We start from the raw sequence: 24,868 nt of genomic DNA on the forward strand, positions 1-24,868 counted from the left end.
AACCGTGCCCTGGACGAAATCACAGTTCAGCATTTTGAAAATGGCTTGGTGCGCATGGAAGCTTCCGACCATAACAGTCAGGCGGCGGCGATGCGCCGTTCTTCGGCTTCGGCTTCGCGAGTCTTGCGCTCGATCGCCGTGCGTTCGGCACGGTCGGCCATAGCGCGCCACGCCTTTTCGCTGCGCAGCGCACGGGTGCGCACATTGTCGAGGCTGGTGGATGCGGCCAGCGCCGCATCAGCCTCGGCCCGTTCAAGGAAAAACTTCGCTTCTTTTTGCATTGCTTCGCTCTCGAACGGGCCTCGGTTAACTAGTCAGCTTGGAATCCCTGCGGGATTTAGGCGGACTGCAGGTTGACGGCGGACTTCTTGCCGTTGCGCCCCTGCTCGATTTCGTAGGTCACGCGCTGTTCTTTCTGCAGCGTGTCCATGCCAGCCGCCTGGACGGCGCTGATGTGGACGAAACTGTCCTCGCCGCCGTCCTCGGGCTGGATGAAGCCGTAGCCCTTATCCGAATTGAAAAATTTCACTGTGCCAGTAGGCATAACCGTTTCCTTTCTTGCAGAAACTTAAGTGTGGCCGACGCCGCACGCGTTGCGACGCCTCATTCGCCGGAAGTCGATTCTGGAAGGAAAACAGTGTAACGGCATATGCTTGCGCACGGGCCAAGACGCCAAGTTCCGTCGGTGGGCGACGATAGCCGGAATCATATAGCATCAAATGGAGAAGTTGGGAAGCGCGGAGCGATCTGCCATGGTAGGCCCCTCATCGAAAACAGGGAGGTTGATCATGCGCTATGGGTTTCTGGCGATTGGCGCGGCGGCGATGCTGCAGCTGGCGGGCTGCGGCGGCGCGCCGGACGGGGCCGAGGCGGAAGCTACCGGCCCGCAAGCCGCGTTCATGACCACGCTGCAGGGCAAATGCGGCCGGGCGTTTCGCGGCAAGATGGTGGCGGGCGATAATGAAGAGCTTGCCGACAAGGAACTGGTGCTGGCGATCGCGCCTTGCGAGCCCGGCGGCGATGTGACGATGGCGCTTCACGCCAATATCGGTCCGCTGCAGGTCAGCAGCGACCAGGAGATCTGGGATCGCTCGCGCAGCATAACGCTCTCGCAAAGCGGCGATGCGCTGATGCTGACTCTGGGCGATCACCAGCAGGATGGCAGCGCCGGACCGATGCAGGGCTTCAAGGCGGCCGCTGCGGGCAGCGGAAGCGATACGCGCCAGAGCTTTGCCCTGCCCGGCGCCAAGCAGCCGTTAGTCATCGACGCGGCCACAGCTGTGATCTCGCTGCAGATTCCGACGATCGGAGCGGCCAAGGGATTTGGCGCCGAATTCGGATCGAGCGACCGCGTGGCGATGCCGCCGCCGGCCTGGCGCCAGACCGGCGGTTGATACGCCGCAGCCAATGAAGTGCGCCGGCCGGTGAAATGGCCAGGCGATAGGTAGGGGGCGCCGCGGCGCCCCCGTTCCGTCTTACTTGATGTGCTTGGAAATCGCCGCGGTCATCTTGAACATCGAGATGCGCTCGGTGCCGATGACCTTGCCGAGCATCGCGTCGGGCTCGATCTGACGCTTGTCGTCCTTGGCCTGCAGGTCGTGCTTCTTGATATAGTCCCACACCTTGCTGGTGACGGATGCGCGCGTCAGCGGCCCCGCACCGGTGATCGCCTGAAGCTCGGGCGTCACGGTGACCTCGCGCTGGAGCGCATTGGATTTTCCGGGTTTACTGTCGGCCATGCTGCGCTTTTCCTTCTATGTCTGTTCATGGGTCGCCGCGCCTGCTGGCGCGAAATCCCCCTCCTTCTTGCGGAGGAATAGTCAGCGTTGACGCCTTTGGCGTGAAAATCAAGGCCCGCGAGCGCAAACCACGCTCAGGCGGACCGGTCCGGCGTCGCGTCGAGACCATGTTCGGGCGCGTAGCGCGCGCGCAGCCAGTGGCCGATCGCCCACCAGCCCACCGCCCACAGGGCCCCGAACGCCCACCCCGCCAGCACGTCGCTCGGCCAGTGCACGCCGAGATAGACGCGGCTCGCGCCGATCGCGAGCACCAGCAGCGCGGCCGCGGCGAGCAGATAGACGCGCTCGGCGCGCCGCTCGACGATCTGTACCAGCACCAGCGCCAGCGTGAGATAGACCGCCGCGCTGTTGGCCGAATGGCCGCTGGGAAAGCTCGCCGAGCCGACCTCGACGAGATGATCGATCACTTCGGGCCGCTGCCGCCCGAACACCTGCTTGGCGACGCTCACCGCCGCCGGGCCAGTGATGCCGCCGGCGAGCACCAGCAGCGCGGTGAGGACGTGCCGCTGGAGCAGCAGGAAGCCCGCGCCCAGCGCCACCACCAGCGTCAGGATCGTCCCGCCGCCGAGCGCGGTGACGTCGAGCATCGCCTGCTTCAGGAAGGCCGGACCCTCTGGCACGCCCAACGCGCCGGGTTCGCGCATCGTCAGCAATACCGCCTTGTCAAAAGCGAACTGCGCGCCGTCTTCGATGCGGTCGCCGACGATCGTGACCAGCAGCAGCGCGGCCGCGAGCGCAGCGAGGCCGATCGCCAGCCAAGGCGCGCGGCGCGGCAGCGGGGCGGCCGCATCGCTCACCGGAAATTGCAGCTCACACCGGCCCATAAATGGGTGACCTGCGCGCCTTTTCCGGGGCCGTCCAGCAGGCCGGACAGCGCGCCCGCCGTAAATTCGGTGCCGAGCGTGCTCTCGAAAATCCGCGCGTCATAGGCCGCTTCCAGCGCGGCGCGCAGGCTGCCGATGGCGAGGCCGCTCATCGTCGAGAGCTCCGGCTTCCGGCCGCGCCCGCCCAGCGCCCAGCCCCGAAAGGCGCGGTCCTGGAAATAGAGCCGCAGTCCGTCCGGCCATTCGGCGAAGTCGAGCGGCCCCGCCCCGCATTCCGCCTGGCGCCCGGTCTCCGGCGCGCTGCGATCGGCCAGCGCCGCGAGTACCGCCGCGCGCGGCGTGCCGAAAACGAGCGGCCGCGCCGATCCGCGCTCGGGATCGACCAGCCGCAAACCGTCCCCGTCGATGGCCAGCACAGGCGTCCCGCTCCGCGCGGCGGTGACGGAGGCCTCCGGCTCCGGCGTTTCCCCGCCGGCCGGGACCGCGGCGGTGAAATCCTTGGCAACAGGATCGCCCGTTTCGACCGGCTCCTCCCGCGCGCAGGCGGACAGCAAGGCGAGAGCAGCGAGCAAGGCGCACATCCGGTTCCCGGCCGTGGCTGCCGGATCGGTTCGATATATTGGTCGTGTCATATGGTTTCCCAATATTTGCCTTCTGTTCCCCGCCCCCACCCCCGCTCGCGGGAGAGGAGCGAGACTTGTCGAGCGAAGCGAGCTAGTCGCAGCGGTGAGGGCGATTGCGCAGCGCCGACCCAGCGACGGCACTCCGCGCACCCACCCGCTACAACTCCCCCCGGGCGGGATAAGGACTCTATATCCTTGCCCCGAAGCGCCCGCCGGGCGATGGCGGAATCATGCCGCGCGCCGCGCCCACCACCCCCGAATCCCGCGCCCCCGAATCCCGCACACGCGCCGCCGCGCGCTGGCTGCTTGCGCTCGCCTATCTGGCCGCGGGGGTGCTGCACCTCGCCCGCCCCGCGCCGTTCATCGGCATCACGCCGGATTGGGTCCCCGCGCCCGCCACGGTGATCGCGCTGACCGGGATTGCCGAAATCCTCGGCGCGATCGGCATGTTGCAGCCCCGCTCCCGCCCGTTGCGGCGCGCCGCGGGGATCGCCCTCGCGCTCTACGCCGTCTGCGTGTTTCCGGCGAATATCAACCATATGATCCTCGACATGGATGCCGCGCATCCCCGGCTCGGCTGGGGCTATCATGTGCCGCGCATGTTCGCACAACCGCTGCTCGTCTGGCTCGCGCTGTGGACGGGCGGCGCGACCGACTGGCCGTTCGGACGGCGGCGCGGGTCCTGATCCCGGCCTGGCGGACCCATTTCATTCCCGCCGCTCATAGGGCGTGAAGGAACTGAGCGGACAGCGCGGACCGGCCACGCCGTCCAGCCCCCAGTCGCGCGGCTCCACCGTGTCGAGCCGGCACAGGCGGCCGCCGAAACGGCGCACGATCAGCGTGTCGTACGGTTCTAGCCCGGGGCAGGCGGCACGCAGCCGGTTGACGTAGATCGTCGATCCGTTGGTATAGCTCAGCGTGCGCGCGTCGACCGCCACCAGATTGCGGACGCCGAGCGTGTCGATACAGTCCACCGGCGCACCGGCGGTGCGGTCCGCCAGCTCCTCGGCGAGCGCCGCGGCTTCGCTCTGCCGCGCGCCGGGGCCGCCCTGCGCGGCGCAGGCGGCGAGCGCCAGGGGGAGCAGCAACGGCGGCGAGAGCGAGGCGAGACGGTTCATCGCGAATATCCTTTGGCGTGCCGACCCCAATTCCCTGCGAGGGGGCCCGCTTATCATATCGCCGGCGGAGACAGATGGCAAAGGACCTTGACCGGGCACCGGGCGGAACCGTTCCATCACCAGCCCTCGCTTCCCGGCGCGCCCTTGACCGGCCCCTTGATCCGACCCGTCACCCAGCCGCCATAGACGCCGCCCGGCTGCGGACGCGCCCGCTCCCACCGCCCCCCACCCGAGCACCCCTCGTCCACCCGGATGAAACAGGCGAGCCTGGCCGGATAGAAAGCGAACCAGCTGGCGATGGCGGCATAGCCCTCCGCCAGATCGTCGAACGGATCGGGATAGGTCCAGGCCGCGTCGGCGATGCGCTCGCCGCTCGGCAACAGCAGATCATGGCCGGCCGCCGCGCCCTTCCATTCGCATACCGACCAGTCGCCGTTCGCCGACAGCCAATCGGTTCGCACATCCTCGGGCGGCAGATAGGGCACCGGCGCGCCCGCCGTCTCCTTCACCTCCAGCGCGCGGGTGGTCTCGGCGACGAGAAGCTTTCCGCACATCACCCGGACGGCGCCCGGCGCGGGCGCGACGATCGGCGGGCGCGGATAGTCCCATACCGATTCCTCTCCCGGCCCCGCCGGTTGGACGCCCGGCGGCCGGAACGCCGGATCCCAGGACACGCGATGCGGTTTCACCCGGGCGAGCAGCGACGCCTTGTCGGGCGGCGGCATGGAATCTGTCATCGCATTGTTCCCTTTTATGCGGCCCGGCGCAATTGCCAGTGCCGCCGGAGGTACAGGGAGGCGCATCATCATAGCCTTGACCGATCGCTGGCGCTGGCGCGCCACCGCACCCTCATCCAACTCCGTCTAGCTCCTTCGAAGCAAGACCGAATTCTTCTCCTGCCCGGGCGGGAAAGGGTAACAGCTCTTCTTCCGCGAGCGGGAGAGGATTGTCTTCCGCGAGCGGGAGAGGATTGGTTTCAGAACACCCACTAGTCGGCGAGCAGCACGCGCGGCCCCGGCCCGCGTTTCGCCCATGCGTCGTTCTTGTTGTAGAGCGCGCATTTCCTGAGCGACAGGCAGCCGCAGCCGATGCAGCCGGTCAGGTCGGCGCGCAGCTTCTCCAGCGCCGCGATCCGCTCGTCGAGCACCGCGGCGATCCGTTTGCTGCTGCGCTCCCAGTCCTTTTGCGTGGGCGCGCGGTCCCCGGGCAGCTTGGCGAGTTCGGCCGCGATCTCTTCGATCGTCAGCCCCAGCCGCTGCGCGATCAGCACAAAGCCGAGCCGGCGGATGTCCGCGCGAAGGAAGCGCCGTTGATTGCCGGCGTTGCGCATCGGATGGACCAGCCCGCGCTCCTCGTAGAAGCGGATCGCGGAGACCGACAACCCGGTGCGCCGCGCCAGATCGCCGATCGTGAGAAGATCGCTCGCCCTCATCGATTTTTCCCCCTGCTTTTTTCGACGCCGAAATAGCTTGACCTCAACTTAGCTTGAGGTGGCAGATGGATGCAAGCGGCATCGCGATGGGCGCTGCCGACAATATGGGAGACATGCTATGGAAACCGCATCGGACAGAGTGTGGGACGGGCTGGCTGGCAACGGGCGGCACCCCGCAACGGCGCGGGGGATGCCCGAGAACCGCTCGCGGCGCAGCGCGGCCGCGTCCGATGCCGAGCTGCTGGCGCGCCTGATGAGCCTGAAGGCCTGAGCGGCGCCATGAAACTCAATCAGGTTACTGTGGGATGCAGCGACTATGCGGCATCGGTCGACTTTTACCGTGCGCTCGGCTTGGCCCAGATCGTCGATGCACCGCCGCGCTACGCGCGTTTCGAAACCTCGTCGGGCGAAACGTTCTCGATTCACCAAGTCGAAGCCGTCGCGGTAGGATCGACGACCATCTACTTCGAATGCAACGATCTCGACGGGAAAATCGCGCAATTGCGCGCCATCGGCATCGTCATGGACAGCGGCCCGCGTGATGAGCGCTGGGGCTGGCGCGAGGCGCGGCTGCGCGATCCGGGCGGCAACGTCATCTGCCTCTATCGTGCCGGCGAATATCGCCGCTTCCCGCCCTGGCGCACCGTCGCCGCCCCAGATTTCCGAGCAAAACAATCATGAGCAAGGCCATTATCGAACATGTCAACATCACCGTCTCCGACCCGGAGGAGGCCGCCGCAAAGCTCGGCGCGATCTTCGGGTGGGATATCCGCTGGCGGGGCCCCGCGCTGGGGGGCGGGCGCACCGTCCATCTCGGCAGCGCGGAGCATTATCTGGCGCTCTACACCGGCCCGCACGGCCAGCATGTGGGCGTGGCCTATCCCAAGGGCGAACCGCTGCAGCATATCGGAATCGCGGTGGACGATCTGGCGGCGGTCGAAGCGCGCGTCGCGGCGGCGGGTTACGAGCCGATCAACCATGGCGATTACGAACCCGGCCGGCGCTTCTATTTCCTCGGCCCGGACGGGATCGAGTTCGAGGTGGTGAGTTATGCCGGCGGATGATGATGTCTTGATTTTGGAATCTCATCTCTTCGTCATTGCGAGGAGGCCCAGATTTATCTGGGGCGACGCGGCAATCCAGAGCCGGTGCAGCGCTGCAATGGCCCTGAATTGCTTCGGCCTGCGGCCTCGCAATGACGAAATTGGAAATGCGCATCTTTGCAAGAGCGATGAGGAAAGTCTCTCAAACCGGCTCGTTGCCGATGGCCGCCGCCCGCTCCCGTTCCGCCCGGCTCTGCTTCACCGCCGCGGTTTTCAGCTGGCCGCAGGCGGCGTCGATGTCGCGACCGCGCGGGGTGCGGATCGGGGCGCTGATCCCGGCTTCGAAGACGATGTTCGAGAATTTGCGGATGCGGTCAGGGGCCGAACATTCATAGGGCGCGCCGTCCCACGGGTTGAACGGGATCAGATTGACCTTGGCGGGTAGGCGATATTGTTTGAGCAGCCGCACCAGCTCGCGCGCGTCGTCGTCGCTGTCATTCTTGTCTTTCAGCATCACATATTCGAACGTGATCCGCCGCGAATTGCTGGCGCCGCCATAATCGGCGCAGGCCTGCAACAGTTCCTCAATGCCATATTTGCGGTTGATCGGCACGATCTCGTCGCGCACTTCCTTTGTCACGGCGTGCAGTGAGACCGCGAGATTGACGCCGATCTCCGCGCCGCAGCGCGCCATCATCGGCACCACGCCGCTGGTCGACAGCGTGATCCGGCGCTTCGACAGCGCCAGCCCCGCGCTGTCCATCACCACCTTCAGCGCATCGCGGACGGACTCGAAATTATACAGCGGCTCGCCCATGCCCATCATCACGATATTGGTGAGCATCCGCCCGTCCGCGGTATAGGCGACGGCGTCTTCATTTTCTCCCACGTCCATATTGCCACGCGGCCATTCGCCCAGCGCGTCGCGCGCCAGCATCACCTGCCCAACGATCTCGCCCGGCGTCAGGTTGCGCACCAGCCGCATCGTGCCGGTATGGCAAAAGGTGCAATTCAGCGTGCAGCCGACCTGGCTGGAAACGCATAAAGTCCCCCGGTCCGCATCGGGGATGAACACCATTTCGTAATCCTGCCCATCGTCCGACCGCAGCAGCCATTTGCGCGTGCCGTCCTCGCTCACCTGCGCCTCGACCACCGTGGGCCGGCCGATGACGAAGCGGTCGGCGAGCCACGGGCGCATGGTCTTGGCGATGTCGGTCATCGCGTCGAACCCGGTGACGCCGCGATGGTAGATCCAGTGGAACAGCTGTTTCGCGCGCAATTTCGCGGCCTTGGCATCGAGCCCGGCTTCGGCAAGCAGCGCGCGGATTTGCGGCGTGGACAGCCCCATCAGGTCGAGCCTGCCATCGGCGCGCGGCGTGATCGCCCGCGGCACGGGCACGGGATCGAAATGCCCCGCGATGGGCATGGAGGTGATCATAGTGTCGGCCATAAGGAGAGATATAGGAATTTACGGTGCGATTGGAAAGCAATGGCGCTCGGATATGACGCGTCCTTCGACAGGCTCAGGACTACGGATTTGGTTGTGCCCCATTTAATACCGCAAGCCCTGAGCCTGTCGAAGGGCGTTTGCCAATTTGCCTACCGCGCCAGACACCCCAGCCGCGCGGCGTCGATGGCGCTGGGTCCGCCTTCCAGCGCATAGGCATCGACGATCGGTTGCCCGCGCGCGTCGGTGCCCTCGATGCTCATCGCATTGGCCATACGGACCGCGGCGAGGATCGCGCGGTCGGTCGCCGCGTCGGCCGCCACGGCGTTCCGGTCGGTACCGGTCAGCGCGAACCGCCGCCCGCCGAGCGTGACGGTCAGGCTGCTGCCGGCGCGGCGCGCGCGGCCGAGCCGGGCATAGAAGCGCATGTCTCCGCCGCGATAACCGAAACCGGCATAGGCGCGCGCCGCCTCTCGCCCCGCCACCCGTACGGGCCGCGCGATCGCGTAGCATTGCCCGCCCGACCGGAACGCGCCCCAGCCCTCGAAGATGCCGATCGCCTGCGCCGCCGCGGCGGGCGCGGCCAGCAGCAGCGCGGCGCAACAAAGGGCAGGGCGGAGCCTCATCCCTTCTCGCCCTCGCCGCCGCCCAGCACGATCACCTCTTCCACTCCGTCCCGGATCGCCACCATGCTGCCCTGCGGCAGACCGGGCGCGATCGGCGCGCCGAAACCGTCCAAGTCGGGCAGGCCGCACAGCAGCCCGCGCAGCACGCGGCTGGTCATGCCATGGCTGACGATCAGCATGTCGCGCGCAAACCCCTGCTCGGCGATCCAGCCGCGCAGCCGCACGGCGATAGCGGTATAGCTTTCGGCATCCTCGGGCAGGCGCATGAACAGCCGGTGCTCGGCATGGATCACCGGCCCGTCCGCCATCAAATCCCTGTAATAAACCCCGCCCCAGCCGCCGACATCGATCTCGTTCAGCCGCGCGTCGCTGATCGCTTCCTGCCAATCGCAGCCGATCGCTTCGGCAATCAGCGCCAACGTCTGTAGCGCGCGGCCCGTGTCCGACGCCGTCAGATCGAGCGGAGCGCTCCATCCACCGAGATAATGCGCCAGCCCTTCGCCCATCGCCAATGCTTGCCGGAAACCCGCAACCGTCAGCGGCGTATGGAGACTGGTTCCCTGCAGACGCCCGGCGGCGTTGAACACCGTTTCCCCATGACGGGCGACGAACAGCCTTTTTCCATTACTATTCAAAAACTTCTCCCCCGCTTTGTGATAGTTTTGCCACAGTGTTTGGTTATGTTAGGTTCATGAAACAATAGAATAAATCCGCCGTTCAGCTGGGGCGCGTCAAACAAACGACGCAGTTACCAACGGAGTATCACAATGCGTAAATTCTATCTCCCCCTTCTCGCCGCCGGTTCGGCCATCGCGGTGCCGGCCATGGCGCAGAGCGCCGCGACCGACGGCCCGTTCACCGGCCCACGCGTCGAACTGACCACCGGCTATGATTCGCTCACGGCGGGCAGCGACGTCGATAGCAACAACGACAATAACGACCAGTCGATCGACGGCCTGCTCTACGGCGCGGGCGTCGGTTACGACTTCAACGTCGGCGGCGCCGTGCTCGGCGTAGAGGGCGAATATACCGACAGCACCGCCAAGGTCGAGATCGACAATGGCGACGTCGAGAATTTCGGCTTCGGCCGGGTCGACGCGGGCCGCGACCTCTATGTCGGCGTGCGCGCCGGCGTGCTGGTGGGGCCGCAGACTCTGATCTACGCCAAGGGCGGTTACACCAACGCCCGTCTGAACCTGCTCGCGCGCAATGGCGAGGACGAACTGCGGGCGAATTACGAGCTCGACGGCTTCCGCATCGGCGCGGGCGCGGAACGCGCGTTCACCGACAAGGTGTTCGGCAAGCTCGAATATCGCTATTCGAACTACAGCTCGGCCAATTTCGGCGCGGACGACACCACCTTCGCCGATGACATCAGGATCGACACCGATCGCCATCAGGTCGCGGTGAGCCTCGGCTACCGCTTCTGATCCCCGATCGATCCGAGCTTATCCACGCGTTTCGGCGCGGGAACGGAGGCCGGGGCGCTTGCCCCGGCCTTTTTTCGTGGTAGGACGGCGCACCGCCGGTTCCGGGACTCGCTTCCGACGGCGCTGACGTGATATTGGGGGAAGAGAAGAGGTCCATGAAAGCCACGATCGAGCGCGCCAGCCTGCTGAAGAGCCTGGGCCATGTCCAGTCGGTGGTCGAGCGCCGCAACACCATCCCGATCCTGTCCAACGTGCTCATCGAGGCGCAGGCCGGCGGCGGACTGAAGCTGATGGCCACCGATCTCGACCTGCAGATCGTCGAGACCGCCGAGGCCGAGGTGGAGACGCCCGGCGTCACCACCGTCAGCGCGCACACCCTGTTCGACATCGCCCGCAAGCTGCCCGAGGGCAGCCAGGTGCAGTTCAACGCCGCCGACGGCCGCGTGCAGGTCAACGCCGGCCGCGCGCGCTTCTCGCTCGCCACCCTGCCGCGCGACGACTTCCCGGTGATCGCCGAGGGCGAGCTGCCGACCAGCTTCGAGCTGAGCGCCGCGGACCTCGTGGCCATCATCGACAAGACGCGATTCGCCATCTCGACCGAAGAGACGCGCTACTATCTGAACGGCATCTTCCTCCACGTCGCCGAGGACGGCGAGCCGGTGCTGAAGGCCGCGGCGACCGACGGCCACCGCCTGGCCCGCGTCACCCTCCCCCGCCCCGACGGCGCGGAGGGCATGCCCGACGTGATCGTGCCGCGCAAATGCGTCGGCGAGCTCCGGAAACTGCTCGACGAGAACGGCGAGACCCGCGTACAGATCGACCTCAGCGCGTCCAAGATCCGCTTCACGCTCGGCAACGCGGTCCTCACCAGCAAGCTCATCGACGGCACGTTCCCCGATTACAACCGCGTGATCCCCACCGGCAACGACAAGCTCCTGAAGATCGACCCCAAAAGCTTCGCCGAGGGCGTCGACCGCGTGGCGACCATCGCCACCGAGAAGACCCGCGCGGTCAAGATGGCGCTGGGCCAGGACAAGGTGACGCTGTCGGTCACCAGCCCGGAGAACGGCACCGCGGCCGAGGAAGTGCCTGGATCGTACGGGTCGGACGAGTTCGAGATCGGCTTCAACGCGCGCTACCTGCTCGACATCCTGGGCGAGATCGAGGGCGACACCGTCGAGCTGCATCTGGCCGACGCCAGCGCCCCCACCCTGATCCGCGAAGGCGACAAGGCGCGGGCGCTGTACGTGCTGATGCCGATGCGCGTTTAGCGCGCGGAGACAGAGAATCGCGTGTAGCGCGCCGACCGATAACGCCGCGTCTGACGGCGGTTAGAGCATGACGAGACAAGGCAGGTTCAGCCTGTTCCGCCATAGCTCCTCGCTCCAGCCCGGCCGTTCGGAAATTCGCAAAGGGCCGCATACGTCCCCCCCTCCTTCGGGCTCGCCCAATGGCCCCGCCCGATTCCGGTCGCGCGCGCCAGGGTCACACGGGTCACACTGTCCAGGGAGAGAAATTGCATGGCACATTCGGGCGTTCGAATCCGCCCCGTCGTTGCGAGGCGGCCCGGATCTATCCGGGGCGACGAAGCCTGTCCCGAGCGACTGCTGCAAGCAGGCAGCCGAAGGGCAATCCCGGCCGGACACCGCGCCGCGATAACCCGGGATTGCCACACTCCGCGCTTCGCCCTCCGCTCGCAATGACGAAAGTTGCGGTCCGAGCGCAGACGCGCGTCCGAGGCGGAGGACAGAAACGGGTAAACCGCACGGATGAGATGTGGTTGGTTCATGGAGCGGTGTATAACCCGTCTGGTACCTTGTAGGACAGTCCTAAATCCTCCCTGGAACGGGGAGGTGGCGCGCTGCCAAAGGCAGCGTGACGGAGGGGCCGACGCGCGGCGGTAGCAATCTAGCGCTGCTTACCCCTCCACCATTCAGCTTCGCTGAACGGCCCCCCCGCTGCGCGCGGGAAGGATTTATAAGCAAGCGTTTAGTCTTTTGGCGCGAAGCGGGGGATCTGGTAATGGGGGCGCAGCCAGCGGATATGGCCGTTCGCCTCTTCCGCCGCGCGTGCCGCGTTGAGCGCCACCAGCCTGGCGACGATTTCGGATGGGCCGAGCGTGCCCGCTGTCCCGTCCTTCGGCCACTCCTCGCCCCAGCCATAGGCATCGGCCACGGCGGCATCGAGCTGCTGGTGCAAGCGATCGACGATCCCCGCCCGCGCCTTGACCGCCCGCCGCTCGTCCTTCTCGCTCATCGGATCGCCCCCCGATGCTTGGGCGCGCAGCTTTTCGCGCAGATTGTACAGCTCGGTCATGGTCAACCGGTCGGTTTCGGCGATGGCGAGCTTGCGCGTTTCGTCCAGTTCCTCGGCGAGGTCGGCGATGATGCTGCGCTGCTCGTCGGTGGCATCGGGGAAGGGGAAGGGATCGAAGACCTTTGATTTTACGTAGACCGAATCGTTTCCCACACCGAGCCAACCACCGGCTGCTAGTGCCCAACGAACGTGGATAGCAGACTGTAAAACACCCAAAATGTATGCGGTATCCGAGGCAACGATTACTACCTTATCATCGCAAACAACATCATGATTTATAAATTGAAACACTCGGTGCTTAGCAGTATCGGAAGTGCCGATGTATCTGGATATATTCGCCTGAGCTACCCTAAGTTCAGGTCTTGGTTTTCCAAAAACCCACCAGTATTCAAAATACGCTAAAGCATCGGCTGTTGGGGATTTTTCCACTTGTTTTCGGCGAGCTTCCCTAACTGTATTTAAAAGATGCTGATATGCCTCAGGAAACTTCTCCCGAACCCGTTTCTCGGTTTGTCCATAGAAATCTAGAACAAGCTTTCCTTCTACTTCTCTCGGAGTTCTTCCATTTATATCTTTTCCATTCCTATAGGGTCGCACAAAACGTTTTAAGTCTTCTCGGGTTTGTAATCCAAATTGCTGGGCTTGGTCACGGGTTACAGAAAATCCTTGCCCATGAAGCTTAACGCCATCATGACATATCCCAATATTCGAAAGGAGTTTTTCGGCGGCTGACACATCAGCGCCCGTCGTCAGATTGGCGTTGATCCGTCCCTCCACACTCGCCAACACAATTTCCGGCTCGTCGCTGTCAAGCTTGGCCTCCGATGTCACCTCGGCCAGTTCGCCTTCATGCGCGCCGCGCCGCGCCACCGTCATGGCGATGCGCACGGCGGCGGCGTCCCTGGTCGCCTTGGTCCAGGGATGGTCGGGAATGGCGAGGATGAGGGAAAGAAAGTCCTCCCCGCGCGCAGCGGGGGGAGGGGGACCAGCTTTGCTGGGGGAGGGGTTTACTTCGCTAGCGTTCGCGCCAGCTACCCCTCCACCAGCCTGCGGCTGGTCCCCCTCCCCATCTGACGATGGGGAGGATAGATAGTTCGCGATGACGCGGCGGCTGAATTCCTGCGTGATCGAATTGGTGGTGACGAAGCCGAAGCGCAGCAGCGAGCTGCCGGACGCGGTCAGGATATGCGCCGCGCGGTCCCACCATTGCATGACGAAATCGGCCGATTTGGGAACAAGCGGATTAGCTTTCCAAAGAGCCTCGGCATAATCCGAGCCCAGCCTGGCGCGCAAATCCTTGCCGCCGATGAAAGGCGGGTTGCCGACGATGAACTCCGCTGGCGGCCAAACGGGTGTCCTCGGGTTTGCGAAATCCGGCTCGCCGGTTTCGGTCTGCGCCAGCACCGCATCATAGCCGCCATGCTGGCCACGGTTGATATTGGCCGATCGTTCCAGCACCGGATCGGGAATGCTTTCGGGGTCGTCGCGCAGCCGGTTGCGCAGCCAGCCGATCCACAGCACCAGTTCGGCGATCTTGGCCGCGCGCGGGTTCTTTTCCAGCCCATGAAACTGCTGCGGGCCGATGCGCGGTTTCGCCGTGCCGCCCAGCGTCTCGATCCGCTCGATCACGCGCGCTTCGAGCGCCTGCATCAGCTCCATCGCGACATACAGGAAATTGCCGGTGCCGCAGGCCGGATCGAGCACGCGCACGGCGGCAAGGCGCGTGTGGAAGGCGGCGGCGAGGTTCAGCGCGACTTGGTCCCCCTCCCCTTTAGGGGAGCGAGCGGGGCTGCCGGACTGTCCCCCGGACAGTCCGGACGGGCGCCCCGCTGGGGTGGGGGCTCTCGATTTAGCGGAGTCTCTGGCGATATCCCCCACCCCCGGCCCCTCCCCTGAAGGGGAGGGGGGAAGAAGCATCTCGCCGATACGTTCCTCGATCGCTTCCCATTCAGCGTTCAGCACATCCATGATCGTGGCGCGCACCAGCAGTTCGACATAGGCGCGCGGCGTGTAATGCGCGCCGAGCTTCGATCGCTCCTCCGCGCTCAGCGCCTGTTCCAGCAGCGTGCCGAAGATGGCCGGTTCCACCTTTCGCCAGTTCTGCCGCGCCGCCTCATACAGGTCGTGGATCACGAAACCGCCGAGCGGATAGGTCCGGTTGCTCTCGAACAGGCCGCCGTTGAAATGGCGCACATCGGCTTCCAGCGCATGGGCGAAACGGGCGCCCGCATCGGCGCTGTTCATCTTGCTCCACAGATCGGCAAGCCCGTTAGCGAACAGCGCATCATTGCTTTCGGCGCGTTTGAGAAAGTCCTTGAAGCGGTCTTCGGGCAGCAGGCCGATATCCTCGGCGAACATGCAAAACAGGATACGCATAAGGAACAGCGACGCTTCCTCGATCTCCAATGAGCGTTCGAACGCGGTGAGCCCGCGCGCCTTGATCCCGTCTTCCAGATATTTGCTGACCGAAGCGAGGTTCCTGGCGACAACGCGCGTCACGTCCGCAGACTGGAAGCGCGGATCGATCGAACGCGGATCGGTCCAGATCGCGCGCAGCAGATCGAGCGCCGAATGGCCGGTATTGGCGATCTCCCGTTCGTCGGCGAGCGCGGTAAGCTCGATCCGGTAACTCAGCTTGTCCGGGAAGAACTGGTAACCGCGCCCGTTGCCGGCCGCATCGACATAGATTTCGAATGCGCGGCCAACATCGCAGACGATCAGGAACGGCGCGACGGGCTCAGCAGCAGGTAGGTTCTTGGCGTAATTTTCGGCCTGTAGCCGGGCATCGCGCATCAGCTTGTCATAGCGCGCGCCCGATGGCGCGCGGGGACCGTTATCGTCGCCCAGATCGAACGGCGTCTGCTGCGGCTTCAGATAGCTTTGCTTGGCTTCCATGATGAAATGGCCGCGCCGATAAAGGTCGACCGCGCCCGTTCCATCCAGCGAGCGAAACGAGCCCTTGGGCACGGACGCCTCATATTCATAGGCGCCGATCCTGCCCTTTTCGGACTGGCCGGGCCGATCGACGCCGAGCAGTTCGCACAGATCGCTGATGAACGGCGCGAAATTGGATTTCTCCGCGCCGCCGGGTTTGCCCCACCAATTATCGATAAATGCCTGAACGTCCAATGCCTGGCCTCCCCGCAGCCCGTCATGGCGCGCGGCCAGGATGGGCGCAAGGCTCGCTTTGCTCGCGCCCACCCCCGGCCCCTCCCGCAAGCGGGAGGGGGGAAGAGGGCGCTGCTTGCCCCCCTTGCGGGAGGGGGGAAGAAGGCGCTGCTTGGTCCCCCTCCCGCTTGCGGGAGGGGTTAGGGGTGGGACTTAAACCCCCGGTCGAAACAGTGTTTCGACCGGAACCGGCGTTACGCCGCGTCCTTCTTGCGGCCCGCTTTCTTGCGCTCGTTCGGGTCGAGCAGCGCCTTGCGCAGGCGGATGGACTGCGGGGTGGTTTCCACCATCTCGTCATCGTCGATATAGGCGATGGCCTGTTCCAGCGTCATGCGCGTGGGCGGGGTGAGGCGCACGGCATCGTCCTTGCCCGTAGAGCGGAAGTTGGTGAGCTGCTTGGATTTGAGCGGGTTCACCTCCAGATCGTCGGGCTTGGCGTTCTCGCCGATCACCATGCCCTCATAGACCTTTTCCTGCGGGGAGACGAACAGGATGCCGCGCTCCTCCAGCGAATTGAGCGCGTAGCCCACCGCCTCGCCGGTGCTGTTGGAGATCAGCACGCCGTTCTGGCGGCCGCCGACCGCACCCTTGTACGGCCCGTATTTCTCGAACAACCGGTTCATGATGCCGGTGCCGCGCGTGTCGCTCAGGAACTCGCCATGATAGCCGATCAGGCCGCGGCTGGGGGCGGAAAAGGTGATGCGCGTCTTGCCCGCGCCGCTGGGGCGCATCTCGGTCAGGTCCGCCTTGCGGCGCTGCATCTTCTCCACGACCGTGCCGCTGTGCTCGTCGTCGACGTCGATGACGACGGTCTCATAGGGCTCCTCGCGCCCGTCCGGCCCATCGCGGAAAAGAACCCGGGGACGACTGATGCCCAGTTCAAAACCTTCGCGGCGCATGGTCTCGATGACGACGCCGAGCTGCAATTCGCCGCGACCGGCAACCTCGAAACTGTCCTTGTCGGCGCTTTCGGTGACGCGGATGGCGACGTTGGTCTCCGCCTCGCGCATCAGGCGGTCGCGGATCATGCGGCTGGTCACCTTGTCGCCCTCGCGGCCCGCGAACGGGCTGTCGTTCACGGCAAAGCGCATGGCGAGCGTGGGCGGATCGATCGGCTGCGCCTCGATCGGGTCGGTCACGTCGGGCGCGCAGATGGTGTTCGCGACGGTGGCGTCGGTGAGGCCGGCGATGGCGATGATCTCGCCCGCGACGGCTTCCTCCACGGGAACGCGTTCGAGGCCGCGGAAGCTCATGAGTTTGGTGGCGCGGCCGGCCTCGACCTGTTTGCCGTCGCGGTCGATCGCCTTGATCGGGTCGTTGACGCGGATGGTGCCGGACTGGACGCGGCCGGTGAGCACGCGGCCCATGAAATTGTCGCGGTCCAAGAGGGTGGCGAGGAACTTGAACGGACCGTCCTCGTCCAGCCCCGGGGCGGGGACGTGGCTGACGATGGTCTTGAACAGCGGCGTCAGATCGCCTTCGCGCGCATCGACGTCCTCGCTGGCATAGCCGTTGCGGCCCGACGCGTAGAGCACGGGGAAATCGAGCTGATCGTCGTTCGCGTCCAGGTTCACGAACATGTCGAATATCTCGTCGAGCACCTCCTGCGGGCGGCCGTCGGGACGATCGATCTTGTTGACGACGACGATGGGGCGCAGGCCCAATGCGAGCGCCTTGCCGGTGACGAACTTGGTCTGAGGCATCGGGCCCTCGGCCGCGTCGACCAGCAGAATGACGCCGTCGACCATCGACAGGATGCGCTCCACCTCGGCGCCGAAATCGGCGTGACCCGGGGTATCGACGATATTGATCCGCGTCGCCTCGCCGTCATGCTCCCACTCGACGCTGGTGCATTTGGCGAGGATGGTGATGCCGCGCTCCTTTTCCAGATCGTTCGAATCCATCGCGCGCTCCTCGACGCGCTGGTTGTCGCGGAAGGTGCCGGACTGGCGGAACAGCTGGTCGACGAGCGTGGTCTTGCCGTGATCGACGTGCGCGATGATCGCAATGTTGCGAAGGGACATGGGTTTTTCGCCTGCAGGATAAGGGGACAGGCGGCGCCCGCCCGTGATTTGCGCGCGCCTATAGCGCGGTTGGTGCGTTGCAGCAAGGGCAGGATGAGAGTTGGCTTGCCGGGCCGCCCGCCGTTCACCAACACCCGCCGTTGATGCTTGCAACCCCGCCCCGATCCCCGCAAGGCCCGCCCCCATGATACTGCGCGCGTTCACCGACCGCTTCGTGCTCCTGTTGATGGCCACCGTGCTGCTGGCGAGCTTTCTGCCGGTTAGCGGGCGTTCCGCCGAGATCGCGAGCGACATCAGCTCGGCGGCGATCTTCCTGCTGTTCCTGCTTCACGGCCTGCGGCTGCCGCGCGAGGAGCTCGCGCGCGCCTTGAAGAACTGGAAGCTGCAGGCGGCGCTGCTCGCGTTCGTGTTCGGGGCAATGGCGGCGGCGGGGTTCGGGCTGTCACACCTGACCGCGCGATGGCTGCCGACCGATCTGGCGCTCGGGCTGCTGTTCCTGGGCACGCTGCCCTCCACCGTGCAATCGGCGACGGCCTATTCCAGTCTGGCGGGCGGAAACGTCGCCGCCTCGGTGGTCGCCGCCGCGCTGCTCAACCTCACCGGCGTGGTGCTGACCCCGCTGCTGTTCGCCGCGCTGGCGAGCACCGCGGGCGTGACCGTGACCGGCGACGCGGTGCTGCGCATCCTCACCATCCTGCTGCTGCCCTTCGCGCTCGGGCAGATCCTGCAGGCATGGCTGCGGCCCTATATCGCCGAGCGCAAATCGCTGGTCACCTGGGTGGACCGCACCGCCATCGCCATCGCGGTCTATGTCGCCTTTTCGGGCGCGGTGGTGGACGGCGCGCTGGGGCGGGTGAGCGCCGGCGAGTTCGCGCTGCTGGGCTGTGCGGTCGCGGCATTTCTGGCGTTCGGGTTCGGCGGGGCCTGGCTGGCGGGCGGCGCGTTGCGGCTGGACGGGCCGGATCGGCGCACGATGCTGTTTTCCGGCGCGCAGAAGAGCATCGCGATCGGCGCGCCGCTCGCCGCGATTTTGTTTGCGCCCGACCGCGCGGGGATCATCCTGCTGCCGGTGCTGGTGTATCATCTGGCGCAGCTGGTGCTGAGCGCGCCATTGGCGGCGCGGCTGGGGGAGAGCCGGGGTTAGCCGCCCGCATCATATCCGCGTCATTCCGGCGAAAGCCGGAATCCAGGGCCTAGCGGCAGTGCCATATCGCCCTGGATCCCGGATCAAGTCCGGGATGACGTTATTCTAAATCGCGAGAGCAAAGCGCATCTGCCCCTCCACCGCCGACTTCGTCGGCGGTCCCCCTCCCCGTTCCGGGAGGGATTTGAAAAGCCCTTCCAACTGTTCTGCTAATGCAATACAGTGCCCGATGAACAGGCTTGATGCGCCGGCTCACTACGTCCATCTTGCCCGGCGAGGAGAAAGAAGACGATGGCCCAGCCGACCCAGACCGCGACCGAGTCCAAGCTCGAGCTGACCCCGCCCGATCCGGTGCCGACCGTCACCGCCGACAAGGCGGCGGGGCTGGTGCCGGTGAGCGAGGAGAAAAAGTCGAAACTGGACGCGAAGGTTGACGAGTTCCTTGCCGAGCTGGTGGCGCAGGACGTGAACTCGCCCGAATTCGGCAAGCGCGTCGATCAGATCACCAATATGGGCCGCAAGGAGCTGATGGCGGCGGCGGGCCAGTCCAACCGCTTCCTCGACCGGCCGGTGCGCGCGATGGACGAAACCTCCAGCGTCGGCACCGATCTGGCCGAGCTGCGCCGCACGGTGGAGGATCTCGATCCCTCCAAACGCGGCAAGCTCTTACAGAAGAAGAAGCTGTTCGGCGTGATTCCGTTCGGCAACAAATTGCGCGATTATTTCGACGGCTATAAAAGCGCACAGGGGCATATCTCGTCCATTCTCGATCGGCTGAAGAACGGCAAGGACGAGCTCTTAATGGACAACGCCGCGATCGACGTCGAGCGCGCGAAACTGTGGGAGGCGATGGGCAATCTGGAACAGATGATCCACATCTCCAAGACGATGGACAACCGCATCGAGGAAAAGGCCGACGAGCTCGACCATAGCGACCCGGCCAAAGCCAAGGCGATCCGCGAGACGGCGTTGTTCTACGTCCGCCAGCGCACCCAGGACCTGCTGACGCAGATGGCGGTTACCGTACAAGGCTATCTGGCGCTGGACCTCGTCAAGAAGAACAATGTCGAGCTCGTCAAGGGCGTCGACCGCGCCAGCACCACGACGGTCGGCGCGCTGCGCACCGCGGTCACCGTGGCGCAGGCGATGACCAACCAGCGCCTCGTGCTCGACCAGATCACCGCGCTCAACACCACCACCGCGAACATCATCGAGGGCACCGGCAGGATGATGCGCGAAAATACCGCGATCATCCACGAACAGGCGGCGAGCAGCACGATCCCGCTGGAGACGCTGAGCAAGGCGTTCCAGGATATCTACGACACGATGGACACGATCGACCAGTTCAAGCTGGCCGCACTGGGATCGATGAAGCAGACGGTCGACGCGCTGGAGGGCGAGGTCGAGAAGTCGAAGGGCTATATCGCCCGCGCCGAAGGCCAGGCCGCGGCGCTCAAGGATGCGCGTGGAGCCGAGCCCGAACTGCTGAGCGCGCTGGGGGCGGAGTGATTATGGCTGTGTCTAACATCCAATTGGCCGTCATCCCGGACTTGATCCGGGATCCAGAGCCAGATGGCACTTCGGCTGGGTCCTGGATTCCGGGTCAAGCCCGGAATGACGAGTTGGTTTGAAGGCGGACATGGTCACCGCATCCGATTCCGACGCCATCCTGCGCAGCGCCAGCGCGGTGATCCCGAACCAGCGCGCGCGCCGCGAGGGGTCGATCGGCGAACGGTCCAAAGCGCTCAAGCGCAACAAGGCGCTGCAGAAGCTGACCGTGGGCGCGGGCGGCGCCGTTGCGGTTGCGATCGGCACGATCATCGCGGGACTGATCCTGAACGGCATCGGCTTCACCGGCGTGATGATCGCGATCGGGCTGATCCTGCTCGCCTTCGTCATCGCCGCCGTGATGCCGGGCCTGCCCGAGCCGACGCCCGAAACCATTCAAAAGGCCGATCTCAAGACGCTCGCCGGAAAAACCGAAATCTGGCTCGAACGCCAACGCCCGATGCTGCCCGCGCCCGCCGTGACGCTGATCGATGGTATCGGCACCCGGCTCGACCAGCTCTCGCCGCAGCTCGCCAGCCTGGGCGAGAACGACCCGGCGGCGCAGGAGGTGCGCAAGCTGGTCGGCGAATATCTGCCCGAGATGATCAACGGCTATAAGAGCATCCCGGAGCCGCTGCGGCGCAAGGACAATGGCGGCGCGACGCCCGAGCAGCAGCTGATCGGCGGCCTCAAGACCATCGACCGCGAGATCGCGACGATGACCGGCCAGATCGCGCGCGGCGAGCTCGACAAGCTGGCGACTCGCGGGCGTTTTCTCGAATTGAAATATGACGGGGCGGCGGAGGACTGAGGCCTTCGCAGCTCCATTGCGCCGCCGTTCAATTTCGTCATTGCGAGGCCGGACGTAGCCTTGCCAAATCATCTGCGCTCTGGCAAAGGCGCGCCTCTTCGGGCACCGGTCCGGGCGCGTAGCTCAGTGGTAGAGCACACCCTTCACACGGGTGGGGTCGCAAGTTCAATCCTTGCCGCGCCCACCAGTTTTTCGGGAAAAGAGAATATCCGGGGGGATATTCTTTCGAAAAATTCCTGACCGCACGGGAAGGACATTCCCCCTTATCAAAATAATCTGCGCTCCGGCGAAGGCCGGAGCCCAGCATCGAATATCAGCTGATGGACCCCGGCCTTCGCCGGGGAACAAGTCGGCGTAGTAACAGTCCTAAGCCGAAGTCTCCGCCGCCTTCTCGATCCCCGAACGCTGCCAGTCCGGTAATTCCAGCGACGCCATATCCTCCGCCCGGCGGTGCTCCACCGACACGCCGAGCTGCGGATAGGCGATACGCTGCCGCTTGGGATCGGCATCGGCCAGCGGCACCACCACCAGCCGCCGGTTGATCTTCTGCCGCCAGTTCATCCGGGCGGTGTTCTCCTGCCCGACATAACAGCCCTTGTCGAAGGCGACGCCGTGCAGCTCGATCGCGTTGCATTCGAGCCAAAGGGTGGCGTCCTGCCCCAGTTCCGCCTCGCCCTCGAGCACGCCGAGCGAGAGCCGGTGGGCGCGCCAGCCTTCCGAGGCATCGGTGTCGGCATCGGAAATGGAGTCGATCCAGCGATGGCCGAGTTCGGACAGCCGCGGATCAGCGTGCTCCTGCGAAGGCAGGAGCCCAGCCGGAACCGTCGGATGATGGGCTCCTGCCTTGGGTCCCACCGAAATACTACTTCGGCGGGTGCCCTTCGCAGGAGCACGATCGCGCCAATACACGCCCAGCCCCTCCTCGCGCTCGAACGCGATCTTGCGGCGCAGGCGATAGATCGAGAGACGGCGGATCAGGCCGGCGGCATGCGTTTCCTCGCAGTCGATCAGCACGTCGTTCCCGTCCGCCCACAGCAGGAAATCGAACAACACTTTGCCCTGCGCGGTGAGCAGCGCGGCCCAGACCGGACCTTCATCGAGGCGGCGCGTGTCATTGGTGACGAGGCCTTGCAGGAATGCGCGCACATCCTCGCCCGGCTCGGTGGCGGTGACGCGGATGAGCGCGCGGTCGAACAGTCTGGAGGATGCCATGCTTTCCAAATAGGAGGCTTTAGCTCCCATTGAAACCGTTCGGGCTGAGCTTGTCGAAGCCCTGTAATCCTCTATCGCAACGTTGAGACAAAAAAGAACGGCCCTTCGACAAGCTCAGGGCGAACGGAATTTTTGCAATTATGAACACCGATACGCTCATCCTCCGCCGCCCCGACGACTGGCACGTGCACTTGCGCGACGGGGACATGCTCGCCGCGGTGGCGCATTACACCGCACGGCAATTCGCCCGCGCGATCGTGATGCCCAATCTCGCGCCGCCGATAACGACCGTCGCGGCTGCGGAAAGCTACCGCAATCGCATCCGGCTCGCCTTGCCCGAGGGCACCGATTTCACCCCGCTGATGACCGCTTATCTGACCGACGACAGCGATCCCGGCGAGATCGCGCACGGCCATGCGGCGGGCGTGTTCACGGCGGCAAAACTCTATCCGGCGAACGCCACGACCAACAGCGCCCACGGCGTCACCGACATCGCCAATATCCGGCCGGTGCTGGAGCGGATGGAACGGATTGGCATGGTGCTGTGCGTGCATGGCGAGGTGACTGACACCAATGTCGACATCTTCGACCGGGAGGCGGTGTTCATCGAGCGCATTCTGGAGCCTTTGACACGCGATTTCCCGGCGCTCAAGATCGTGCTCGAACATATTACCAGCCAGCAGGCGGCCGAGTTCGTGGCCGATGCGGGCGAGACCATCGCCGCGACGATCACCCCGCATCACTGCCTGATCAACCGCAACGCGATGTTCGCGGGCGGCCTGCGTCCCCATGCCTATTGCCTGCCCGTGGCCAAGCGCGAGCGGCACCGGATCGCCGTGCGCGCCGCGGCGACCTCGGGCGACGCCGGCTTCTTCCTGGGCACCGACAGCGCGCCGCATCCGCGCGGGGCCAAGGAAAGCGATTGCGGCTGCGCAGGCATCTTCAATGCCCCGTATGCGCTGGAGATGTATGCGTCGATCTTCGAAGAGGACGGCGCGCTGGACCGGCTTGAGGGTTTTGCCAGCGAAAACGGCCCGCGCTTCTACGGGCTGCCGCTGAACGAGGGGACGGTGACGTTGCAGCGGACGGAGACAAAGGTGCCGGACGTTCTCGACGCGGGCGAGGCTCAGATCGTGCCGTTCCTGGCGCACGAGACGCTGGGGTGGAGCGTCCGACATCAATCACCTTCGTCATCCCGAACTTGATCCGGGATCCAGAGCGAGATGGCACTTCGGCTGGGCTCCGGATTCCGGGTCAAGCCCGGAATGACGCTGTATTTTAACACATGAAGCGCCACCCACCCTCATCCAGCCCCCCGTTCGCGGGAGCGGAGCGAGCCTCGAACTCGATCCGGGGCGCAGCGGCGGCGGAACCCCGCGCCCGTCGGCGCGTCCCTTTCTCATGGCTTCCGGAGATGATCCCGCCCGTTTGAACATGCCGCTGATGGTGGCCGGCGGCCTCGCGCTAGGCCTCGCCGTGCTCGGCATCGTCGCGGGCGAGCGCGTGCGGCCCCTGCGCGCGCCGACCCGCCCGCTCGTCCGGCGCGCGCTCGTCAACGGCGCGCTCGGCGCGATGAGCATGGCGGCAGTGCGCCTGGTCGAGGCGCCGATGACCCGGCCATTGGCGCGGCGCGCCGAACGCCGGCGGCGCGGCTTGGTGCAGCATATCCACGCCCCGGCCTGGGTGCGCGATGGCGCGGCGTTTCTGCTGATGGATTACAGCATCTATCTCTGGCATGTGGCGACGCACAAACTGCCGCTGCTGTGGCGCTTCCACCTCGTTCATCATAACGATCTCGATCTCGACGCCAGCACCGCGCTGCGCTTCCATGCCGCCGATATGGCGATCAGCGCGCCCTATCGCGCCACGCAGGTGGCGCTGATCGGCACGTCGCCCCGCGCGCTCGCCATCTGGCAAGGCTGGTTTTTTGTCGCGATCCTGTTCCACCACAGCAATTGGAAACTGCCCGAACGCTTCGAGCGGCGGCTCGCCCGCTTCGTCACCACCCCGCGCATGCACGGCATCCACCATTCGACGGTAAAGGGTGAGACCGACAGCAACTGGTCGAGCGGCCTGGCCGTTTGGGACCATCTCCACGGCACCTTTCGGCTCGACGTGCCGCAGGATCGAATCGTCATCGGCGTGCCCGGCTACCGCGATCCGCGAGAGCTCGGCTTTCGCGATTCGCTCGCTCTGCCGTTCGTGGAACAACGCGGCGCATAGGCGGCGGGGAGCGATGGGGCGGAGGAACGTCTAAGCCGTTATTAACGCTCTTTCGCTAAAGCGCGTCCGCCGAGGCCGCA

Annotated in this window: 26 protein-coding genes and 1 tRNA gene; 13 read left to right on the top strand and 14 right to left on the bottom strand. The window is 65.4% G+C overall.

What is annotated here, in order from left to right; translation table 11 throughout:
- Positions 1-77: 77 nt before the first annotated feature.
- Together ACOQPC_RS14395 and ACOQPC_RS14400 are read right to left on the bottom strand one after the other, a co-directional pair.
- Positions 78-281: a hypothetical protein gene (locus tag ACOQPC_RS14395; RefSeq protein ID WP_420606397.1), complete on the bottom strand. Its 204-nt coding sequence runs from the start codon at positions 279-281 to the stop codon at positions 78-80.
- 56 nt (positions 282-337) lie between these two features.
- On the bottom strand, positions 338-544 hold the full coding sequence (locus ACOQPC_RS14400; RefSeq protein WP_420606398.1) for a cold-shock protein: 207 nt from the start codon (positions 542-544) through the stop codon (positions 338-340).
- A 244-nt stretch (positions 545-788) separates the two neighbouring features.
- On the opposite strand from ACOQPC_RS14400, the gene ACOQPC_RS14405 reads away from it, so the two are divergent.
- The gene (locus ACOQPC_RS14405) at positions 789-1,394 is read left to right on the top strand and encodes a hypothetical protein (protein ID WP_420606399.1); all 606 of its coding nucleotides are present in this window, start codon (positions 789-791) and stop codon (positions 1,392-1,394) included.
- Positions 1,395-1,475: 81 nt separating this feature from the next.
- Here the strand turns inward: ACOQPC_RS14405 and ACOQPC_RS14410 are convergent, their stop codons facing one another.
- The 3 genes from ACOQPC_RS14410 to ACOQPC_RS14420 all read right to left on the bottom strand — a co-directional run bounded on the left by ACOQPC_RS14410 (position 1,476) and on the right by ACOQPC_RS14420 (position 3,255).
- Positions 1,476-1,739, bottom strand: coding sequence for an SWIB/MDM2 domain-containing protein (locus tag ACOQPC_RS14410; RefSeq protein WP_420606400.1), 264 nt, complete (start codon positions 1,737-1,739; stop codon positions 1,476-1,478).
- 134 nt (positions 1,740-1,873) lie between these two features.
- Entirely contained in the window at positions 1,874-2,596 is a 723-nt protein-coding gene (locus ACOQPC_RS14415) for a phosphatase PAP2 family protein (RefSeq protein ID WP_420606401.1), read from the bottom strand.
- Positions 2,593-3,255 carry a hypothetical protein gene (locus tag ACOQPC_RS14420; protein ID WP_420606402.1) on the bottom strand — a complete coding sequence of 221 codons (663 nt, stop codon included), beginning with the start codon at positions 3,253-3,255 and terminating at the stop codon, positions 2,593-2,595. The genes ACOQPC_RS14415 and ACOQPC_RS14420 overlap by 4 nt, the downstream gene beginning before the upstream one ends.
- A 221-nt stretch (positions 3,256-3,476) precedes the next feature.
- Here ACOQPC_RS14420 and ACOQPC_RS14425 point away from each other — a divergent pair, with 221 nt between their 5' ends.
- A complete protein-coding gene (locus ACOQPC_RS14425) occupies positions 3,477-3,932 on the top strand; it encodes a DoxX family protein (protein WP_420606403.1) in 456 nt (151 codons plus the stop codon).
- A gap of 21 nt (positions 3,933-3,953) precedes the next feature.
- On the opposite strand, the gene ACOQPC_RS14430 is transcribed toward ACOQPC_RS14425, so the two are convergent.
- The 3 genes from ACOQPC_RS14430 to soxR form a co-directional block, all read right to left on the bottom strand.
- Positions 3,954-4,364 carry a DUF6491 family protein gene (locus ACOQPC_RS14430; protein ID WP_420606404.1) on the bottom strand — a complete coding sequence of 137 codons (411 nt, stop codon included), beginning with the start codon at positions 4,362-4,364 and terminating at the stop codon, positions 3,954-3,956.
- A gap of 116 nt (positions 4,365-4,480) precedes the next feature.
- Positions 4,481-5,101 carry a DUF427 domain-containing protein gene (locus ACOQPC_RS14435; RefSeq protein ID WP_420606405.1) on the bottom strand — a complete coding sequence of 207 codons (621 nt, stop codon included), beginning with the start codon at positions 5,099-5,101 and terminating at the stop codon, positions 4,481-4,483.
- Positions 5,102-5,352: 251 nt separating this feature from the next.
- Positions 5,353-5,796, bottom strand: coding sequence for a redox-sensitive transcriptional activator SoxR (soxR, locus tag ACOQPC_RS14440; RefSeq protein ID WP_420606406.1), 444 nt, complete (start codon positions 5,794-5,796; stop codon positions 5,353-5,355).
- 118 nt (positions 5,797-5,914) lie between these two features.
- Here soxR and ACOQPC_RS14445 point away from each other — a divergent pair, with 118 nt between their 5' ends.
- The 3 genes from ACOQPC_RS14445 to ACOQPC_RS14455 are packed head-to-tail and all read left to right on the top strand — an operon-like array spanning position 5,915 to position 6,860.
- The gene (locus tag ACOQPC_RS14445) at positions 5,915-6,067 is read left to right on the top strand and encodes a hypothetical protein (protein WP_420606407.1); all 153 of its coding nucleotides are present in this window, start codon (positions 5,915-5,917) and stop codon (positions 6,065-6,067) included.
- An 8-nt stretch (positions 6,068-6,075) separates the two neighbouring features.
- On the top strand, positions 6,076-6,477 hold the full coding sequence (locus tag ACOQPC_RS14450; RefSeq protein ID WP_420606408.1) for a VOC family protein: 402 nt from the start codon (positions 6,076-6,078) through the stop codon (positions 6,475-6,477).
- Positions 6,474-6,860, top strand: a complete 387-nt coding sequence (locus tag ACOQPC_RS14455) for a VOC family protein (protein WP_420606409.1) — start codon at positions 6,474-6,476, stop codon at positions 6,858-6,860. The genes ACOQPC_RS14450 and ACOQPC_RS14455 overlap by 4 nt, the downstream gene beginning before the upstream one ends.
- Positions 6,861-7,041: 181 nt before the next feature.
- Here the strand turns inward: ACOQPC_RS14455 and rlmN are convergent, their stop codons facing one another.
- The 3 genes from rlmN to ACOQPC_RS14470 all read right to left on the bottom strand — a co-directional run bounded on the left by rlmN (position 7,042) and on the right by ACOQPC_RS14470 (position 9,547).
- On the bottom strand, positions 7,042-8,289 hold the full coding sequence (gene rlmN, locus ACOQPC_RS14460; protein WP_420606410.1) for a 23S rRNA (adenine(2503)-C(2))-methyltransferase RlmN: 1,248 nt from the start codon (positions 8,287-8,289) through the stop codon (positions 7,042-7,044).
- 149 nt (positions 8,290-8,438) lie between these two features.
- Positions 8,439-8,912: a hypothetical protein gene (locus tag ACOQPC_RS14465; RefSeq protein ID WP_420606411.1), complete on the bottom strand. Its 474-nt coding sequence runs from the start codon at positions 8,910-8,912 to the stop codon at positions 8,439-8,441.
- On the bottom strand, positions 8,909-9,547 hold the full coding sequence (locus ACOQPC_RS14470; protein ID WP_420606412.1) for a histidine phosphatase family protein: 639 nt from the start codon (positions 9,545-9,547) through the stop codon (positions 8,909-8,911). Before ACOQPC_RS14470 ends, ACOQPC_RS14465 begins: the two co-directional genes overlap by 4 nt.
- 132 nt (positions 9,548-9,679) lie before the next feature.
- Here ACOQPC_RS14470 and ACOQPC_RS14475 point away from each other — a divergent pair, with 132 nt between their 5' ends.
- Both ACOQPC_RS14475 and dnaN read left to right on the top strand, forming a co-directional pair.
- Positions 9,680-10,342 carry an outer membrane protein gene (locus ACOQPC_RS14475; protein WP_420606413.1) on the top strand — a complete coding sequence of 221 codons (663 nt, stop codon included), beginning with the start codon at positions 9,680-9,682 and terminating at the stop codon, positions 10,340-10,342.
- Positions 10,343-10,497: 155 nt separating this feature from the next.
- Positions 10,498-11,613 (top strand): DNA polymerase III subunit beta, encoded by a 1,116-nt coding sequence (gene dnaN, locus ACOQPC_RS14480; protein WP_420606414.1) that lies wholly within the window; start codon positions 10,498-10,500, stop codon positions 11,611-11,613.
- Between the two features lie 718 nt (positions 11,614-12,331).
- On the opposite strand, the gene ACOQPC_RS14485 is transcribed toward dnaN, so the two are convergent.
- Together ACOQPC_RS14485 and typA are read right to left on the bottom strand one after the other, a co-directional pair.
- The gene (locus tag ACOQPC_RS14485) at positions 12,332-15,859 is read right to left on the bottom strand and encodes a class I SAM-dependent DNA methyltransferase (RefSeq protein ID WP_420606415.1); all 3,528 of its coding nucleotides are present in this window, start codon (positions 15,857-15,859) and stop codon (positions 12,332-12,334) included.
- Positions 15,860-16,020: 161 nt separating this feature from the next.
- Positions 16,021-17,850, bottom strand: a complete 1,830-nt coding sequence (gene typA / locus ACOQPC_RS14490; protein ID WP_420606416.1) for a translational GTPase TypA — start codon at positions 17,848-17,850, stop codon at positions 16,021-16,023.
- Between the two features lie 184 nt (positions 17,851-18,034).
- Here typA and ACOQPC_RS14495 point away from each other — a divergent pair, with 184 nt between their 5' ends.
- The 4 genes from ACOQPC_RS14495 (at position 18,035) to ACOQPC_RS14510 (ending at position 21,540) form a co-directional block, all read left to right on the top strand.
- Positions 18,035-18,994, top strand: a complete 960-nt coding sequence (locus ACOQPC_RS14495) for a bile acid:sodium symporter family protein (RefSeq protein ID WP_420606417.1) — start codon at positions 18,035-18,037, stop codon at positions 18,992-18,994.
- A gap of 291 nt (positions 18,995-19,285) precedes the next feature.
- Positions 19,286-20,503, top strand: coding sequence for a toxic anion resistance protein (locus ACOQPC_RS14500; RefSeq protein WP_420606418.1), 1,218 nt, complete (start codon positions 19,286-19,288; stop codon positions 20,501-20,503).
- A gap of 130 nt (positions 20,504-20,633) precedes the next feature.
- A complete protein-coding gene (locus ACOQPC_RS14505) occupies positions 20,634-21,353 on the top strand; it encodes a hypothetical protein (protein WP_420606419.1) in 720 nt (239 codons plus the stop codon).
- A gap of 112 nt (positions 21,354-21,465) precedes the next feature.
- Positions 21,466-21,540: transfer RNA gene (locus tag ACOQPC_RS14510), tRNA-Val, on the top strand.
- 179 nt (positions 21,541-21,719) lie between these two features.
- Here the strand turns inward: ACOQPC_RS14510 and ACOQPC_RS14515 are convergent.
- Complete coding sequence (locus ACOQPC_RS14515) at positions 21,720-22,565, bottom strand: YgfZ/GcvT domain-containing protein (RefSeq protein WP_420606420.1); 846 nt, start codon at positions 22,563-22,565, stop codon at positions 21,720-21,722.
- Between the two features lie 140 nt (positions 22,566-22,705).
- Here ACOQPC_RS14515 and pyrC point away from each other — a divergent pair, with 140 nt between their 5' ends.
- Together pyrC and ACOQPC_RS14525 are read left to right on the top strand one after the other, a co-directional pair.
- Positions 22,706-23,770 carry a dihydroorotase gene (pyrC, locus tag ACOQPC_RS14520; protein WP_420606421.1) on the top strand — a complete coding sequence of 355 codons (1,065 nt, stop codon included), beginning with the start codon at positions 22,706-22,708 and terminating at the stop codon, positions 23,768-23,770.
- Positions 23,771-23,966: 196 nt separating this feature from the next.
- A complete protein-coding gene (locus tag ACOQPC_RS14525) occupies positions 23,967-24,788 on the top strand; it encodes a sterol desaturase family protein (RefSeq protein ID WP_420606422.1) in 822 nt (273 codons plus the stop codon).
- The last annotated feature ends 80 nt before the right edge of the window (positions 24,789-24,868 follow it).

The organism is Novosphingopyxis sp. (assembly GCF_965218915.1).
GTDB lineage: Bacteria > Pseudomonadota > Alphaproteobacteria > Sphingomonadales > Sphingomonadaceae > Novosphingopyxis.

Coding starts and splice junctions, on each gene's coding strand:
- ACOQPC_RS14395 (WP_420606397.1), bottom strand. CDS start 281: ATGCAAAAAGAAGCGAAGTTTTTCCTTGAACGGGCCGAGGCTGATGCG.
- ACOQPC_RS14400 (WP_420606398.1), bottom strand. CDS start 544: ATGCCTACTGGCACAGTGAAATTTTTCAATTCGGATAAGGGCTACGGC.
- ACOQPC_RS14405 (WP_420606399.1), top strand. CDS start 789: ATGCGCTATGGGTTTCTGGCGATTGGCGCGGCGGCGATGCTGCAGCTG.
- ACOQPC_RS14410 (WP_420606400.1), bottom strand. CDS start 1,739: ATGGCCGACAGTAAACCCGGAAAATCCAATGCGCTCCAGCGCGAGGTC.
- ACOQPC_RS14420 (WP_420606402.1), bottom strand. CDS start 3,255: ATGACACGACCAATATATCGAACCGATCCGGCAGCCACGGCCGGGAAC.
- ACOQPC_RS14425 (WP_420606403.1), top strand. CDS start 3,477: ATGCCGCGCGCCGCGCCCACCACCCCCGAATCCCGCGCCCCCGAATCC.
- ACOQPC_RS14430 (WP_420606404.1), bottom strand. CDS start 4,364: ATGAACCGTCTCGCCTCGCTCTCGCCGCCGTTGCTGCTCCCCCTGGCG.
- ACOQPC_RS14435 (WP_420606405.1), bottom strand. CDS start 5,101: ATGACAGATTCCATGCCGCCGCCCGACAAGGCGTCGCTGCTCGCCCGG.
- soxR (WP_420606406.1), bottom strand. CDS start 5,796: ATGAGGGCGAGCGATCTTCTCACGATCGGCGATCTGGCGCGGCGCACC.
- ACOQPC_RS14445 (WP_420606407.1), top strand. CDS start 5,915: ATGGAAACCGCATCGGACAGAGTGTGGGACGGGCTGGCTGGCAACGGG.
- ACOQPC_RS14450 (WP_420606408.1), top strand. CDS start 6,076: ATGAAACTCAATCAGGTTACTGTGGGATGCAGCGACTATGCGGCATCG.
- ACOQPC_RS14455 (WP_420606409.1), top strand. CDS start 6,474: ATGAGCAAGGCCATTATCGAACATGTCAACATCACCGTCTCCGACCCG.
- rlmN (WP_420606410.1), bottom strand. CDS start 8,289: ATGGCCGACACTATGATCACCTCCATGCCCATCGCGGGGCATTTCGAT.
- ACOQPC_RS14465 (WP_420606411.1), bottom strand. CDS start 8,912: ATGAGGCTCCGCCCTGCCCTTTGTTGCGCCGCGCTGCTGCTGGCCGCG.
- ACOQPC_RS14475 (WP_420606413.1), top strand. CDS start 9,680: ATGCGTAAATTCTATCTCCCCCTTCTCGCCGCCGGTTCGGCCATCGCG.
- dnaN (WP_420606414.1), top strand. CDS start 10,498: ATGAAAGCCACGATCGAGCGCGCCAGCCTGCTGAAGAGCCTGGGCCAT.
- typA (WP_420606416.1), bottom strand. CDS start 17,850: ATGTCCCTTCGCAACATTGCGATCATCGCGCACGTCGATCACGGCAAG.
- ACOQPC_RS14495 (WP_420606417.1), top strand. CDS start 18,035: ATGATACTGCGCGCGTTCACCGACCGCTTCGTGCTCCTGTTGATGGCC.
- ACOQPC_RS14500 (WP_420606418.1), top strand. CDS start 19,286: ATGGCCCAGCCGACCCAGACCGCGACCGAGTCCAAGCTCGAGCTGACC.
- ACOQPC_RS14505 (WP_420606419.1), top strand. CDS start 20,634: ATGGTCACCGCATCCGATTCCGACGCCATCCTGCGCAGCGCCAGCGCG.
- ACOQPC_RS14515 (WP_420606420.1), bottom strand. CDS start 22,565: ATGGCATCCTCCAGACTGTTCGACCGCGCGCTCATCCGCGTCACCGCC.
- pyrC (WP_420606421.1), top strand. CDS start 22,706: ATGAACACCGATACGCTCATCCTCCGCCGCCCCGACGACTGGCACGTG.
- ACOQPC_RS14525 (WP_420606422.1), top strand. CDS start 23,967: ATGGCTTCCGGAGATGATCCCGCCCGTTTGAACATGCCGCTGATGGTG.